Origin of the sequence: Haloferula sp. A504 (genome assembly GCF_044385805.1) — a bacterium.
Taxonomy (GTDB): domain Bacteria; phylum Verrucomicrobiota; class Verrucomicrobiia; order Verrucomicrobiales; family Akkermansiaceae; genus Haloferula.
In genome coordinates, this window is the sequence record NZ_JBISBU010000002.1 from 52,343 (window position 1) to 66,724 (window position 14,382).

A 14,382-nucleotide genomic window follows, 5' to 3' on the forward strand; every position below is an offset into this window, starting at 1 on the left:
TAGGCGACGGAGCGCCGATTATGAAATCGGCAGCCTCACCCCAACCCGTCGCCTCGTCAGGATAGAGAGCATCATCCACCACGCCAACCAACCACCATCCACCACCCACCATCCACCATCCACCATCCCATGACCGGTCTCGGCTACGACATCCACCGCTTCGCAGAGGGCCGCCCGCTGATTCTCGGCGGGGTGGAAATCCCGCACACCCAAGGACTCGACGGGCACTCGGATGCCGACGTGCTTTCCCACGCCATCGCCGACGCCGTGCTCGGCGCGCTTGGCCTGCCGGACATTGGACACTGGTTCCCGCCGGGCAATCCCGACTGCAAGGACATCTCATCGCTCAGGATCCTTGAGAAGGCGGCCGCGCTGATCCGCGAAAAGGGCCACGAGATCATCAACGTCGATGCCACCCTCATCGCCGAAGCCCCCAAGGTGCTTCCCCACCGCGAAGCGATGCAGGCGAAGATCGGAGCCGCCCTTGGCATCGCGCCGGAACGGGTCGGCATCAAGGCGACCACCAACGAGTTGCTCGGCGCCATCGGCCGCCGTGAAGGCATCGCCGCGATGGCGGTGGCCGAGGTCAAGTGAGGAGGTCAGACGCTCCTGTCTGACATATGGAACTCTCGGGTGGTGCGGGTCAGACAGGAGCGTCTGACCTCCGTTCGCACCCCTTGCCAAAACCCCTTTGGTTTTCTAAAGTAACCGCATGCCTCCTCCCGAACGCCGCCACCTCGCCCAATGGCTGCGTCGCGCCCGCAAGCAGCTCGCGCCGAGCGGTCGCCTCAGCGAGGTGGCCCTGCTCCTTTCCCGGAAGGACGGCGGCAGCCCCGAATGGCACGCCGAACGCCTCCGCGCGATCCTCGAGGGCCACGTCGTCCCGACGCTCGATGAAGTCACGGCGCTCGACTCGCTTGTGGCCCGCCCCCGGAACATCCCGGCCTCGGTTGCCGAGCCCCCCTCGCTTTTCTGAAACCCCTCAGAAAATCACCCGCGTCGAAAGCCACAGGGTGGTGCCGCGATACACGTTGGTGGAACGCGAGGTCAGCTGCTCCCACTCGACGCCACCCAGGACGCTCAGGTGCTTCGGGCACACCCACCACACCAGGCCGGTGTAGGCAGCCTGATGGAAGTCTCCCCGACCCGTTGCCAGCGAGGGAATCGCCTCGTTCTGCGGCCGACCCGCCTCCCGGGCGTAGCGCGAGCGCAGTTGGACGCCGAACGGCGCATCCGAGTTCATGAACTCGTAGCGGAAGACCAGTTGAAGACGGTCCTCCACCAGCCAGTAAACCGGCATCAGACACGCCCCGTAAAACGACCCGCCCGTGGTGGCTGCCGGACCCTCGAGTTCGCCGACGGCCGCACTGAAATGCCACTGCCAACGACCTTCGGTGATGCGGAACCAAGGGGTGAACACCCACTCCCACGGCGAATACACTTCATCGCCCGCCTTGACGTCCTGAATCCCGCCGCCGATCGACAGAAGCGCTTCCTCCAGACCCAGGGCCGTCGAGAAGTCGTGCTCCCACGAGCCGATCAGAAGTGTGCCGTCGTCCCACGTTCCGAACTCGGGAGTCGTGTCGGTGGAGAACACCCCGAGCGTCACTTCATCACGACCCCGGCCCATCGTCATCCACGCACCGGTCGTCCCGGTCGCCGCACGGAAGGGCACGACGAAACTTGAAAGTGAGGACCGCTCGACGGTCAGGATGCTGTTGATCGAGGTCTCGTCCTCCTCGTTCAGCTCGGTCAGCTTGCGCTTGCCGTAGCTCACGGAAAAAGTGTCGAGCGGGTTGTCGGGGAGCAACGCGTTCAGATCCAGCGTCGCATACGCGGTGAACAGCCCGAAGTAGTCGAACTCCACGCCGCCGCCGGTGCGCCCATCATCCTCGCTCATGTTGGCGTGCACACTCCACGAAAGGGCGTTGAGGGCCTTGCCCTTCATGGTGAGCCGTGAGCGCCGCACATCAAGGCCCCGGCCATAGGAAAAGTCCCGGCCGCCGGCTCGTCCATTCACCGCGGCGGACTGCAGGTGGATGTAGCCGCCGAACCGCAGCGACTGCAGCCACGGCGACTCGGCATCCGTCGGCACGGTCCCGATATCCCACGGGATCGCCTTGCACCAATCTCCATCATTGCCCTCGGCCGTCACCAGGACGGTCGCCATCAGCGAAAGCAGCACGCTCGGATTCACGGCTGGAACCAAGCAGACCGGAGGCCAGCCCGGAAGCGCATGGTCAGATTCCGGCAGCGAAACGCAGGATACGCCGGATCTTGTCAAACCGACCCCGCCAAGGCGTCCCGGGCCGGATCACCTCCCACCCCTTTTCCGCGGCGATCCGGGAGAGCCGCTCCGAGGGATTGACCACGGTCCCCTTGCGGCAGGCCATCATCATCGGCAGGTCGGCGGTGCTGTCGGTGTAGCCATGGCTACCCTCCCAGCCCGACCTTCCCGGCACTCCCAGCATCTCCGACAAACGTCGTACTTTCTCCTCGCCCTTGTGATTCCTCAGGTCCGGGAAAAGCGGCATCACCTGCCCGAACTCGACCTCGGTGCCGAGGGCCACGTCGAAGCCGAGGGCCCGACCCACCTCGGTCACGTAGAGGTCCGGGCTGGCCGAGGCAAGGACGGTCAGGTGGCCCGCCGCCTGGTGCTGCTCGAGCCGCTCGATCACCGCGGGATGGCAGATCGGCAGCAGCCGCTTTTCCACGAATTCCTTCGCCCACTCTTCGATCCTTCCCCTTTCGGCACGCCACAGGTAACTCAGGAAGACCCGCTTCATCCCCTCGTCGCCGAGCACCCGGTAGAAGGGCCCGAAAGCGGCGAACAAAGTGAGGTAGAGACGACGGACCGGTTCCTGGCGCAGCACGTGATCCGCGAAAATCACCTGCGTGTCCCACGGGATCAGGGTCCCGTCGAAGTCAAAAAGTGCGAGCCCCCGCTTCCGTTTCTCGTCCTGCTCCGGCGTCACCCGCGCAGGCTTTCCCCAATCGGCTGCCATGCCAAGGACGGACCTCCCTCAACCCATGAACCCGAGCGTTCCGTAGTTCTTTCCGAGGATCGGCGCCGACTTCGTGCGCAGCCATTGCTCGAGCATGGTCGAGTACACCTGACGGAAGTCGACCGTGTGCTTGAGGTCGCCCTTGTCGAGATCCGTGAGGCTCGGGTAGCGGCCGTAGAGACCGCCCTTCACCGGTGCTCCGGCCACGAACAGGCACGACGCCTTGCCGTGGTCGGTTCCGCGGCTGGCGTTCTCCGAAACCCGCCGCCCGAACTCCGAAAAGGTCATCACCGTCACCCGGTCCGCGTTGCCCTGCGTCTTGAGGTCCTCGAAGAACGCCTTCAGCGCGTCGTCGAGCTGCCCGAGCAGGCGGTCATGCGAGTTGGTCTGGCCGTTGTGGGTGTCGAAGCCGCCATGGCTCACGTAATAGACGCGCGTCGACATCCTGCCGGCGATCATCCGCGAGACCATGTTCAGGCTGCGCGCCACCGGCGTGCCCGGGTAACTCACCGTCGAGCGATGCTTCGCGGCCAGTTCGAGGATTTTCTTCGAGGAAACCCGCGCGTCCATCGCCACCCGCTCGAGGAAATCGAGGTTCGTCTCACCGACAATGCCCCCCGTCTTCGTCCCCGGCGACTCGGCGATCGAGGCGCCGTCCACCGGATCGTCGGGCGCATTGAGCGAATTGAAGAACTGCTCCGCTTCCGCCTTCTCCCCGCCGCCGTGGATCCAGCGGTAGAGCTCGGGTGAGGAAAGCGAGACGCCGGGATTCTTCATCGCACCGAAGGCCTCGGGATGCGTCTTCTTCAGCGAAATGCCCACCGTCGGATCCGCCCCCTGGCAGGCGTTGTCGAAGTAGCGACCCAGCCAGCCGGTATTCGCCCGGGCCAGTGTGTCGCCGGTCTCCCACACCGAGGTGGAGACGAAGTGCGAGCGGTTTGGATTGGGGTAGCCGACGCCCTGGACCACCGCCAGGTCCCCCTCCCGATACATCTCGCCAAGGTAGGGCATCGACGCATTCAGTCCGATCCCGTCGTCGAGCCGGATCAGATCCTTCGCATCCTTCGCCAGCTGCGGACGCGCCTTGTGGTAGGCGTCGTCCTCGAAGGGAACGACCGTATTCAAGCCGTCATTGCCGCCGGCCAGCTGGAGCACGATCATGATCGTGTCGTCCTTTCCCGTCACCGCCTGGGTCGCCAGGTCCCGCGCGCCCAGGTGCAGGTCACCAAAGGTTCGCTCGACAAATGCCGGCACCGTCCAGACCGACGATGCCCCCAGCATCGTCGACCGCAAGAACTCCCGTCTCGTTTTCATATCTTCCTCTAAATTGGAACTTGTTACTTGTTACTTGGAACTTGCTTGCCCGCCAGAGCCCGCAGGGCGACGGCGGGGAACTTCAACAGAGCTGGTAGTGCGGAGTGCTCATCATCAGGTGGCACAACTCCGCCACCTCGTGGTTGGTGAAGACCACGCCCTGCTTCGACCTCGCATAGTCGACGAAGGCCGCCTTCTGCTTGCTGCCGAGATCCGCCTGGAACAGCCGGTCCATCAGCGATGCCACCAGCTTCTCCGGATCCTTGCGCAGCTCCCTCGGCGCGATCGACTCGTAGTCCGGGCCGTCCCAGCGGTCCATCGAGCGCTTGACCATCCGCGCAAGCATCTGCTGGCCCGGCCGCCCACCGGCCGCGGCCATCTCCATCATCGAGTCGCCCTCGTCCTCGACCCCGTCAGCATTGACCGCTCCCTGGGTCACCACTCCCGCCGTGTTGTAGCGGCTGAGCAGCGTGTTGGTATTGATCCATGCCCGGCCCCAGTCCCAGCCCGCGACGTTCGGCGGGTAGAAAAGCTGCTGACCGAGCTCTCCCTGCGCGATCAGCACGAAGCCGCGCGGCAGGTCGTCGATCTCGAGTTCACGGCACATCTGCACCATGAACTGCACCGGGCTCTTGATCTGGTTCCGGATCACCGTGCCGTCGTAGAAGGCGCGCGACAGGAAAATCTCCCGAAGCACCGGCTTCAGCTGGAAACCGCCCGCCTTGAACGTGGCCGCAAGGTCCCTGACCACGGCATTCGGGGCCTCGTCTTCGACGAAGAACTGCCACAGCTTCGACGGCAGGTAGGCGGCCGCCGCATCCTGCTCGAAAATGAGATCAATGACCTGCGGGCCGTCGAACTTCCCGGTCTTCCCGAGCACCGTCTTGGTGCCATCGTCCCACTGGCGCTTGTTGTGGTCCACCGCCCCGGTCAGGCGATTCACCTGATATCCCGTGAACGCCCGGGCCGCTTCCTTGATGTCCTGCTCGGTGTAGTTGCCCTGGCCCAGGGTGAAGAGCTCCATCACCTCGCGCGCAAAATTCTCGTTCGGCTTGCCCTTCTTCGAAGTCTGGGTGTCGAGGTAGAGCATCATCGCCGGGTCCGTCGCGATCGCATGGGTCAGCGCCCGGAAGTCGCCGAAGGCATGTTCGCGGAACAGCTGGTTCTGCTGCAGCATCAGCACCGGCTGCCGGACCTTCTGCGCCGAAGTGGCGAAATGGTCGTGAAGGAAGATGACCATCTTCTCCCGCAGCGGCGCGCGCGACCGCATCATCCTCTCGAACCACCAGCCACCGGCGCTCACCAGGTTCTGCTGCTGCTCGCGGCGGATCTCCCGCTGCATCTTCTGCCGCGCTTCCAGGCGCTCCTCGGGCGTCATGTCGCGCTGCTCCAGGCGGGACTCCCGCATTTTGGCGGCGATCTCGCGGCGCTCCTCGGCGACCCGCTCCGGCTCCGCCCACTCGGGCAGCTCGACGTCGGCGAGGGACTCGTCGGGCTCCAGGAGGCTGTCCACCGCCGCCTCCCGGCCCAACTCGTGGATTTCCCGGATTTCGGACGGGGAGGCCCCGAATCCCGCCCGCCTCACCAGGTGGGCGGCTTCCTCAAGGGTCCAGTCGTTCTTGGCACGTGGGAGCATGATTTCTCGGGAGACTACGAGGAGGAGGAACCCAGGGTCACCGGGAAAGTTGCGCAAGGCCGGAAGCTTCGCGTCGATTTCTTCCGTGATTTCCCCGGCGCGCGTGGTTTCCTCCCCCAGCCGATGACACCCGAACTCCTCAGCCCCGCCGGAAACTGGGACTGCGCCCGCGCCGCGGTCGCTGCCGGGGCGGATGCCATCTACTTCGGGCTTCCGGCCTTCAACGCCCGCCTGCGGGCCGACAATTTCACCAACGAGGATCTTCCGGAGCTGATGGCCTTCCTCCACCGCCACGGCGTGAAGGGCTTCGTGACGATGAACACCCTCATCTTCACCGGCGAACTCGAGGCCGCCGAAGCCCAGCTCCGCCGCGTCGCCGAGACAGGCGTCGACGCCCTGATCATCCAGGATATCGGTCTCGCCAGGATGGCCCGCGAAATCGCTCCCGGGGTCGAAGTCCACGCCTCGACCCAGATGACCATCACCTCGCCCGAGGGCCTGCGTTTCGTCGAGTCCCTCTTCCCCATGGAGCGCGCCGTTCTCGCCCGCGAACTCTCGGTGAAGGAGATCGAGCGCTTCGGGAAAAACGAACACACCCCGCTGGAAGTCTTCGTCCATGGCGCCCTCTGCGTCGCCTACTCCGGACAGTGCCTGACCAGCGAGTCGCTCGGGCAGCGCTCGGCCAACCGCGGCGAGTGCGCCCAAGCCTGCCGCATGCCCTACGAGTTGGTCGTCGATGGCGAAACCCAACCGATGGACGAGGTCCGCTACCTGCTCAGCCCCCAGGACCTTGCCGCCGCCGACCTCATCCCCGACCTCGTTCGCGCCGGGGTCAAATCCTTCAAGATCGAAGGCCGCCTCAAGTCCCCCGAATACGTCGCCGCCGTCACCCGCGTCTACCGCAAGGCCCTCGACGCCTGCATGGAGAGAGCGGGTTTGAAACCCGCTTCAACCACCCTGCGCGAAGCGCACCAATCTTGCACTTCTCACTTCTCACTCGGCACCCGGCACTCCGGCGAAGCCGGCTCCCCCATCACCGACGCCGATCGCTACGCGCTCGAGATGACCTTTTCCCGCGGTCTCTCCTCCGGCTGGCTGGCGGGAACGAATCATCCCTACCTGACCCACGGGCGCTTCGGCAAAAAGCGTGGACCTTTCCTCGGCACCATCACCGAGGCGCAGAACGGCTGGATCCGCCTCGACACCCCGCCCTCCGGCCAGAGCCCGCCCTTGAAGCCGGGCGACGGCGTGGTGTTCGACGCCGGCGAGAACCGCGACCTCGAGCAGGGCGCGCGCATCTGGAAGATCGAGAACGACCGCATCATCTTCCACCGCACCTACAGCGGCATCAACTTCGACCGCATCCGCCCCGGCGTCACCCTCTACAAGACCTCCGACCCCGCCCTCGAGTCCGAGATCCGCAAGTTCTGGCAGAACGCCAAACTCCCCGAGAAGAAGACGCCCCTCCATCTCACCGTCGAGGGCTCCCCCGGCGAGCCCCTCACGCTCACCTGCCTGTGGCATGACCGTCCCGGTCATGAACCCACCACCGTCGCGAGTCCCACACCACTCCAAGCAGCCCAGAAACACTCCCTCACCACCGAAGTTCTCCAAAAACAGCTCGGACGCCTCGGCGACACCCCCTACGACCTCGCCTCCCTCGACAACCAACTCGACGGAGACTGCCACCTGCCCTTGTCCGACCTCAACCGCCTCCGCCGCGCCCTCGTTGCCCAACTCAACGAACCCTCCCCGGACGGACCGCGAGCTTCAGCTCGCTCTTCAATCACCCACCACAACCTCCTCCCCTCTCCCACTCCGCCCTCCACGCTCCCCGCTCCGCGCTTGTCCGTCCTCTGCCGCACCCTCCCCCAGGTCGAGGCCGCCCTCGAAGCCGCTGTCCCCACCATTTACTGCGACTTCGAGGATCCGCGCCGCTACAAGCAGGCCGTTGGCCTGAAGTTCCAAGTTCCAAGTCCCAAGTCCCAAATCCATTTGGCGACCCCGAGGATCCTGAAACCCGGCGAGACCGGCTACCTCAAGCTTATCGAAAAGGCCGGTCCCGACGGCCTCCTGCTCCGCAACCTCGCCGCCCTCGACTACTACAAAGACCGTAGCGACCTGGTCAAGACCGCCGACTTCTCGCTCAACGTCGCCAATCCGATCACCGCGAAGCTGCTCAAGGAATCCGCCCGACTCGACCGCCTGACCATTTCCTACGACCTCAACATCGGCCAGGTGCTCGACTTGCTGGCCCAGGCCCCGCCCGACTGGTTCGAGCTGACCCTGCACCAGCACATGCCGATGTTTCACATGGAGCACTGCGTCTTCTGCACCTTCATGAGCGAGGGCACGACCTACAAGGACTGCGGGCGCCCGTGCGAGAAACATGTCGTCCACCTCCGCGACCGGGTCGGCCAGCTCCACCGCCTCCAGGCCGACGTCGGCTGCCGCAACACTCTTTTCAACGGCCGCGCCCAGACCGGGGCCCGCTTCTTCGAGGCCCTCCGGCGGACCGGCCTCGGCCACTACCGGATCGAGCTGCTCGACGAGGACCGCGAAGCCGCCACCCACACGATCGAGGCTTACCAGGCGATGCTCGACGGCCGCCTCGCCCCAGCCGACCTCCTCGACCGCGTCACGGCCCTGGAGAAGCTCGGGGTCACCGAGGGGACGCTGAAGCAAACAGGCGAACCGCTGCCGCAGCCCGGAGTTTGATTCCGGTCCGTGGCTACCGCTGCCGGACCGGTGCTCCCGGCAGGCAATCGACTTCGGACCACCCTCCATTCTCCGCGATCGACCTGGGGAGGATTCGCCGTCAGCCTGTCGACATGAAATCCGAGAAGCTTGGTCCGGACCGTCTCACCGCCTCGAGTGCCGTCGGCAGCGTCTGGTGGTACTTTCTCATCCGCGGGCTCCTCATCCTCGGAGCCGGAATCTTCGTCCTGCTCAATCCGGGACAGACCGCCGTGTTCTTCGCCCAGCTTGTCGGGCTCTTGATTCTCATCGACGGGGGCCTCGCCATCGTCGCCGCGGTCATGGGGCGTGCCGAGTCACGGCTGTGGTCCCTCACGCGGGGTGCGATCATGGTTTCACTCGGTCTCTTCTTCGTCCTGAAGCCCGACCTCGTCGCCTCGCTGGCCATGAAGACGGTCTTCTTCGTCGTCGGACCCATTGTCATCCTGAGCGGGATCTTCGAGATCGTCCGCAATGTCCGGGCTCGACGCGAATCCCGCGAAGGCACCGGCAGCCTGCTCACCGGCATCCTGGCCGTGGTCTTCGGCATACTCCTGATCGTGGCCCCGATCTTCTACGGTCTGTTTGTCATTCGTCTGCTTGCCATCGGGGCGATTCTCTTCTCGCTGATTCTGCTTTTTCTCTCCCTCAGATTCAGAAAACTGAGCAAGAAGCTCAAGGAGCCGTCCGGGGTGATCGACGTCTGACAATCGGGCTTGTTGAAGATCCGTTGCCCGGCACCGGCGACGGCACCCGCCTCACGCCAGATCCGGCACCGGCTCGCCAAGGAGAAACTCCAGCACCTCGCGCGCCGTGTAGCTTGTCCGCCCGGGAGCAAGAATCCGGCGCACTCCCGACAGATCCTTGCCGCAGGTCAGGAGCGGCGGCTCGACCTTGCCCTCCCGCCACTGTCCGAGCCCGAGGTTGGCCATCAGGCTGTTGCACAGGCACTTGCGGCCCTCGGTTTGCTCAAGCGTGCCTCCGGCCTCGACGAATGTCGCCGGATCCTCCGCCGGACAGCGCCAGCCGACCGTGCCGTCCTCACGCTCGTAGGCTTCACGCAGGTAACCCAGGTCACATTGACGTTCCCGGCACTGATAAACCTCCTCCTTCGACAGCGTCTCCGGCAGCGCCAGCACCTGGAAGGGAAAGCCGGTCGGCGAGGCCACCGGATCGCGGAACACCGTCACGTCTCCCGAAATCACGGCTTGGATCGCAGCCTGTTTGAGGTCCTCACGAAGTCCCGACTCCTCACAGAAGGCAAACACGGTGCCGACCTGGACGCCCGCCGCCCCGACGCCGGGAGCCTCGCGGAGTTTCTCCGGACTGCCGTTCGAACCCGCCAGCCAGAAGGGCAGCCCAAGAGCAGCGATGGCGGCCGGGTCGACCGCGTCGCGGGTCCCGTAAACCGGCTCGCCGTGGTCATCGAGTTTCAGCGCGCCGCGTGGCGGGGCGTTGTGACCACCGGCCGTGGGATCCTCGATCACCAGCCCGTCGACTCCTCCCCCGGCTTTCCGGACCAGTACCGTGGCCAGCGCGACCGACGACACGATCGGAAAGAATGCCGGCCGCTTGAGTTCCGGTGCCCCGTCCGGAAACATCCGCGCCGGATCGAAGCGCAGCTTGTGTTCCCGGGTGGCCCCCGTGACCTGGAGCGCCATCTCCACCGGCTCACCCGCCGCAAGTCCATCGAGAATCGATGGGATTTCCAAAGGGATGCCCGCACCGACCAGCACCACATTGACGCCCGCGAGCATCGCTCCGAAAAGCGACGGCAAGGTCGGCGTCTGGATCTTGTGCAGGTAGTTGATGCCGACCATCCCCGGATGTCCTTCCTTCGCCAGCCAGACCTCGACAAAGTTCGCCACCACCAGCAACTCCTCCAAACGGGCTCCGGGTGCCTCGCCGACCAACGGCTTGCCGGCATAGGGCACGGCCTCGTCCTTCCCGTCCTCGACAAACCACCGGTCGAGAATCCGGCCGACGATTCCCGGTTCGGGAAAGGCCGCCAGGGCACGGCGCACGTGACCCTGCGGATCACCTTCCTGCAACCGCCGCGTCAGGATCAGGTCCAGCGCGGTACCGGAGACCACCCCGAGTTGCCCGGCAGTCGCCACCGCTCTCGCCAACCTCCAGTCCGAAACGCCGGCACCCATGCCCCCCTGGATGATCTTGGGAAATTTCATGAACACTGGTTCGGAGTTCCTGCATCGGTGCTGTCTGCAGCACCCGCGCGGCCATTCCTTCAAGCCGACCCTTCCGCGGCCTTCCCGTCGGGGAAAGCACAAAACCTCCGGACAGCCTATGGCGCGTGATCTTCCACAGCCCATGCGGAGGGCAATCCGCCGGTAAGCACCGAAACGCAGCCTTTCAGCCGTCGTTCGAGGCCTTGCAGGATGCCATCCATTTCTCCAGCGCCGCCTTCATCCGGGCGAGATCCTCCGGGCGGTCCGCGGCGATGTCGGTCCCTTCACCCGGGTCCGCCTTCAGGTCGTGAAGTTCAAAACCCCTGCTGCCCTTGGCCCGCACAAGCTTCAGATCGCCCTCGATCCAAGCCAGCTGGTTCTGCGATTGAAAACCGATGGGCTCCCTGCGCTCCGTGAGCCCGCCCTCGAAGACCGGCAGCAGCGAGCGACCGTCCAGCAACTCCACCGTTTCGGCTCCCACCATTTCCGCGATGGTCGGCAGGTAGTCGCTGGTCACCACGGCGAAGTCGGTGCGCCCCGGTTTCACCCGCCCCGGCCACTCGACCACTCCGGGAACCCGGATGCCGCCCTCCCACAGGCTGACCTTGAAGCCCTTGAAGGGACCCGCCGAACCGACGTGCTCCTTGTCCCCCTGCCGTGCGGGACCGTTGTCCGAACAGAAGGCGAGCAGCGTGTTCTTTTCGACGCCGAGCTCGCGCAGCTTCGCCCGAAGCCGGCCGACTTGCTCGTCCATTTCGGTCACGCAGGCGTAGTAGTGCTGATGCGCCTCCGGGTGCTGCGCGTAGCGTTTGCGGTACTCCGGGCCACCCACCACCGGACTGTGCGGCGCATGGAACCAGATCGCGGCAAAGAAGGGTTTCTCCTCCCCGGCCGCCTTCTCGATGAAGGGAATGGCCCGGTCCATCACGATGCGTCCGCTTCCCCCTTCCAGAGGTCCGGTGACGTTCTCGCCGTTGTGCCAGAACAGCCGGCGCGGGTCGAACTTGCCACCGCCGTGCTGGTTCTTCGGGTCGTAGGGATCCCAGGTCGCCACCGAATACTCGGTCGAGAACCACTCGTCGAAGCCCGCCATCGCCGGAGTCATGTGGTTCTGCTCCGGCTTGCGGCCCTTGCCCTTGCCCGACCAGTCGGGCAGCAGCGTCCCGAGGTGCCATTTCCCGAAATGACCGGTGGCATAGCCCAGCTCGCCCAGCATCTCCGGCAAGGTGCGCTCGCTTGCCTTCAGGTGTCCGGTGTTGGCGAAGAACACGCCGTAGCGGAACGGGTGCCGTCCCGTCAGGCACGAACCCCGGGTCGGCGAACACACCGGTGCCGCCGAGTAGAAACGATCGAAGACGAGTCCGTTCTCCGCCATCCGGTCCAGTTCGGGTGTCTCGATGATCTTGCCTCCATTGAACCCGACATCTCCCCAACCGAGGTCATCGGCCATCATCAGGATGATGTTCGGGCGCGGAGCGGCGAAGGACTGGCCGATCAGAAAAGCCGCAAGCAGGGCGGAACGCATGGACTTGGATACGCGGGCAGGAGTGGCTCCTTGCAGGAGCCATGCCGGGGCCGGGCGGCTTTCCAGCCGCGGATGGGCGATCCGCCTGCCTGTGACCATGCTTGCCACACTCGATGGCTCTTCGGGTGGCCGCCGGGAGTGTTTGCCTCAGCCCCATGGCGAGTCATCCCCAACAACGCGGCTGGAAAGCCGCCACGCCCCGTCATGGCGCTCGAAGAGCGCCACTCCCCCCGGCCCCATCGGAACTTCCCCGAAATTGCCGTGCCTCTTCACCGCGCCTTCATCATGCCTTGACGAAGGACCGGGAAGCTCGGGTCGATGAAACGATACCTTCTCCTGATCATGCTCATCTCGGCAGGCGCCTTCGCTGCCGAGCCAGCCGACCTCGACCATGCCGAAGTCCGGCTGCCCTACGCCGAGCTCCTCAGGTTGCTCACCGAAGCGCGAAGCGAGCCCGTGCCCGAAGCGGAGCCACCCATTCCCGCAGCACTCCTCTCGGCCCGTTACCGCATGAGCTTCGAGGACGGCATTCCCGCACTCACGGCCGACTTCCGGGCCGACCACCTCGACGGCGGCTGGCACCTGCTTCCCCTTCTGGGCGGCTCGGTTTCCCTCGAATCCGTTGAGCCCGAGAAGACCCGGGTCATCGCCCACGAGGGACAGTTGTGCCTCCTCCTGCGCGAACCGGGCTCTCAATCCCTCAGCGCTCGATTCCAACCGATCGAAGAAGATCCGCAAACCTACGGTTTCCAGACGCCTCCTTGTTCCGCGCCCGTTCTGGAGATTCCGGCTCTTCCCGTGGAGCGGGGGCTGCGCATCGAAATCAACGGGCAGTCACAAACGCTGGGCGGCCCTACCCGACTACCCCTTCCCGTTGCTGGAGCACGTGTCGTCGTCCGCCTGATCGACACCGCCGAAGCCGAGGCCGCGCTGCTCCCCCCGGAACCCTCCAACTGGTCGTGGCAGCACCAGGCCGTGGTCATGCGCCACGACGGCCAGCTTCACTACCGGATCTTCGCCCACGCCTCGGCAAGCGATGGCTCCGGCATCAAGGCCAGGCTGCGGCTTCCCGATGAAGCCCGGGAGATCCAAGTCGAAGGCGACGATCTGGTCGGGCACGGCCATCGCCGGCATGCCGACGGCAGCCGCTGGCTCGAGATCGAGTGGAAGGGCCGCGACATCCTCGACCGGGAGCTCGTCATCGACTACCGCATGCCTCTTCGCCCGCTCGACCCCGACTGGACCCTCGCCGCTCCGGCCGCACCCGACGCGGAAAAGACACGCACCCGCTTCCTCATCGCCGGCGTGGATCAACTCGCCTACACGGCGGAGACCCTCACCGGCCCCTTCGATCCGGCCACCCTGCCCGCTCGACTCGCCAAGGTGCTGGGCGGGCACCCCTGGTTCCTGATCGAGGGCCAGCACAGCAGCTCCATCCAGGTGAAGCCGCTCCCGGTCGCCGCGACCGCCGACGCCGTGATGGTCGCGACCGAGTGGATCCAACAGATGGAGCCCGACGGGGCGTCGCTGACGCGGGGATCGCTGAAAGTCGACCACCGCACCGCGATGCGCGTTCCCCTGCGTCTGCCGGAAGCGACCAAACTTCTCACCTGCACGGTTGCCAACCAGCCGGTCAGCCCCGTGCAGAGGGATGACGGCACTCTGGAAATCCCTTTGCCGCCGCCCGGCGTCGAATCCCCCACGCTCCTCGAAATTTCCTACACCAGCCGGGTCGGGGCCCTCGATCCGCTGGAGGGTGTCATCGCCGCCGAATTGCCGACCAGCCGGTTGTTCGTCCACGAACTCACCTGGACGCTCAAACTGCCGCCCGGCTATCGCGCCGAGGTCAGCGGCAACCTCACCCGACTGCCAACTCAAGACACATCCCGGCCGTCCGACATCCTGCTCGGCAAGAAGCTCCTGCGTGCCGAGACACCCGCCGCCCGCATCTTCTACACCCACAACAACATCCTCCATTGA

At 65.4% G+C, this 14,382-nt stretch carries 11 protein-coding genes; 5 read left to right on the plus strand and 6 right to left on the minus strand.

Annotation, left to right across the window (positions count from 1 at the left end):
• Positions 1-129 precede the first annotated feature (129 nt).
• Positions 130-594: a 2-C-methyl-D-erythritol 2,4-cyclodiphosphate synthase gene (gene ispF, locus ACG2LG_RS01250; RefSeq protein WP_396255634.1), complete on the plus strand. Its 465-nt coding sequence runs from the start codon at positions 130-132 to the stop codon at positions 592-594.
• 118 nt (positions 595-712) lie between these two features.
• Positions 713-976: a hypothetical protein gene (locus ACG2LG_RS01255; protein ID WP_396255636.1), complete on the plus strand. Its 264-nt coding sequence runs from the start codon at positions 713-715 to the stop codon at positions 974-976.
• A 6-nt stretch (positions 977-982) separates the two neighbouring features.
• Here the strand turns inward: ACG2LG_RS01255 and ACG2LG_RS01260 are convergent, their stop codons facing one another.
• The 4 genes from ACG2LG_RS01260 to ACG2LG_RS01275 form a co-directional block, all read right to left on the minus strand.
• Positions 983-2,197 carry a porin gene (locus ACG2LG_RS01260; RefSeq protein WP_396255638.1) on the minus strand — a complete coding sequence of 405 codons (1,215 nt, stop codon included), beginning with the start codon at positions 2,195-2,197 and terminating at the stop codon, positions 983-985.
• Positions 2,198-2,240: 43 nt separating this feature from the next.
• On the minus strand, positions 2,241-3,005 hold the full coding sequence (locus ACG2LG_RS01265) for an HAD family hydrolase (protein WP_396255639.1): 765 nt from the start codon (positions 3,003-3,005) through the stop codon (positions 2,241-2,243).
• An 18-nt stretch (positions 3,006-3,023) separates the two neighbouring features.
• Positions 3,024-4,319: a DUF1501 domain-containing protein gene (locus ACG2LG_RS01270; protein ID WP_396255640.1), complete on the minus strand. Its 1,296-nt coding sequence runs from the start codon at positions 4,317-4,319 to the stop codon at positions 3,024-3,026.
• A gap of 82 nt (positions 4,320-4,401) precedes the next feature.
• Entirely contained in the window at positions 4,402-5,955 is a 1,554-nt protein-coding gene (locus ACG2LG_RS01275) for a DUF1800 family protein (protein WP_396255642.1), read from the minus strand.
• Between the two features lie 123 nt (positions 5,956-6,078).
• Between ACG2LG_RS01275 and ACG2LG_RS01280 the strand changes: the two genes are divergently transcribed.
• Positions 6,079-8,673 (plus strand): DUF3656 domain-containing protein, encoded by a 2,595-nt coding sequence (locus ACG2LG_RS01280; RefSeq protein WP_396255644.1) that lies wholly within the window; start codon positions 6,079-6,081, stop codon positions 8,671-8,673.
• 113 nt (positions 8,674-8,786) lie between these two features.
• Complete coding sequence (locus ACG2LG_RS01285) at positions 8,787-9,398, plus strand: HdeD family acid-resistance protein (protein ID WP_396255645.1); 612 nt, start codon at positions 8,787-8,789, stop codon at positions 9,396-9,398.
• Positions 9,399-9,449: 51 nt separating this feature from the next.
• Here ACG2LG_RS01285 and ACG2LG_RS01290 read toward each other — a convergent pair whose 3' ends face one another.
• Together ACG2LG_RS01290 and ACG2LG_RS01295 are read right to left on the minus strand one after the other, a co-directional pair.
• Positions 9,450-10,877: a nitronate monooxygenase gene (locus ACG2LG_RS01290; protein ID WP_396255646.1), complete on the minus strand. Its 1,428-nt coding sequence runs from the start codon at positions 10,875-10,877 to the stop codon at positions 9,450-9,452.
• A gap of 184 nt (positions 10,878-11,061) precedes the next feature.
• Complete coding sequence (locus ACG2LG_RS01295; RefSeq protein ID WP_396255647.1) at positions 11,062-12,402, minus strand: sulfatase; 1,341 nt, start codon at positions 12,400-12,402, stop codon at positions 11,062-11,064.
• 318 nt (positions 12,403-12,720) lie between these two features.
• On the opposite strand from ACG2LG_RS01295, the gene ACG2LG_RS01300 reads away from it, so the two are divergent.
• Positions 12,721-14,382: a hypothetical protein gene (locus ACG2LG_RS01300; RefSeq protein ID WP_396255649.1), complete on the plus strand. Its 1,662-nt coding sequence runs from the start codon at positions 12,721-12,723 to the stop codon at positions 14,380-14,382.

What these genes read in the sequence shown, in the direction of transcription:
- ACG2LG_RS01280 (WP_396255644.1), top strand. Translation starts at nt 6,079, where the DNA reads ATGACACCCGAACTCCTCAGCCCCGCCGGAAACTGGGACTGCGCCCGC.
- ACG2LG_RS01255 (WP_396255636.1), top strand. Translation starts at nt 713, where the DNA reads ATGCCTCCTCCCGAACGCCGCCACCTCGCCCAATGGCTGCGTCGCGCC.
- ACG2LG_RS01270 (WP_396255640.1), bottom strand. Translation starts at nt 4,319, where the DNA reads ATGAAAACGAGACGGGAGTTCTTGCGGTCGACGATGCTGGGGGCATCG.
- ACG2LG_RS01290 (WP_396255646.1), bottom strand. Translation starts at nt 10,877, where the DNA reads ATGAAATTTCCCAAGATCATCCAGGGGGGCATGGGTGCCGGCGTTTCG.
- ACG2LG_RS01285 (WP_396255645.1), top strand. Translation starts at nt 8,787, where the DNA reads ATGAAATCCGAGAAGCTTGGTCCGGACCGTCTCACCGCCTCGAGTGCC.
- ispF (WP_396255634.1), top strand. Translation starts at nt 130, where the DNA reads ATGACCGGTCTCGGCTACGACATCCACCGCTTCGCAGAGGGCCGCCCG.
- ACG2LG_RS01265 (WP_396255639.1), bottom strand. Translation starts at nt 3,005, where the DNA reads ATGGCAGCCGATTGGGGAAAGCCTGCGCGGGTGACGCCGGAGCAGGAC.
- ACG2LG_RS01275 (WP_396255642.1), bottom strand. Translation starts at nt 5,955, where the DNA reads ATGCTCCCACGTGCCAAGAACGACTGGACCCTTGAGGAAGCCGCCCAC.
- ACG2LG_RS01300 (WP_396255649.1), top strand. Translation starts at nt 12,721, where the DNA reads ATGAAACGATACCTTCTCCTGATCATGCTCATCTCGGCAGGCGCCTTC.
- ACG2LG_RS01295 (WP_396255647.1), bottom strand. Translation starts at nt 12,402, where the DNA reads ATGCGTTCCGCCCTGCTTGCGGCTTTTCTGATCGGCCAGTCCTTCGCC.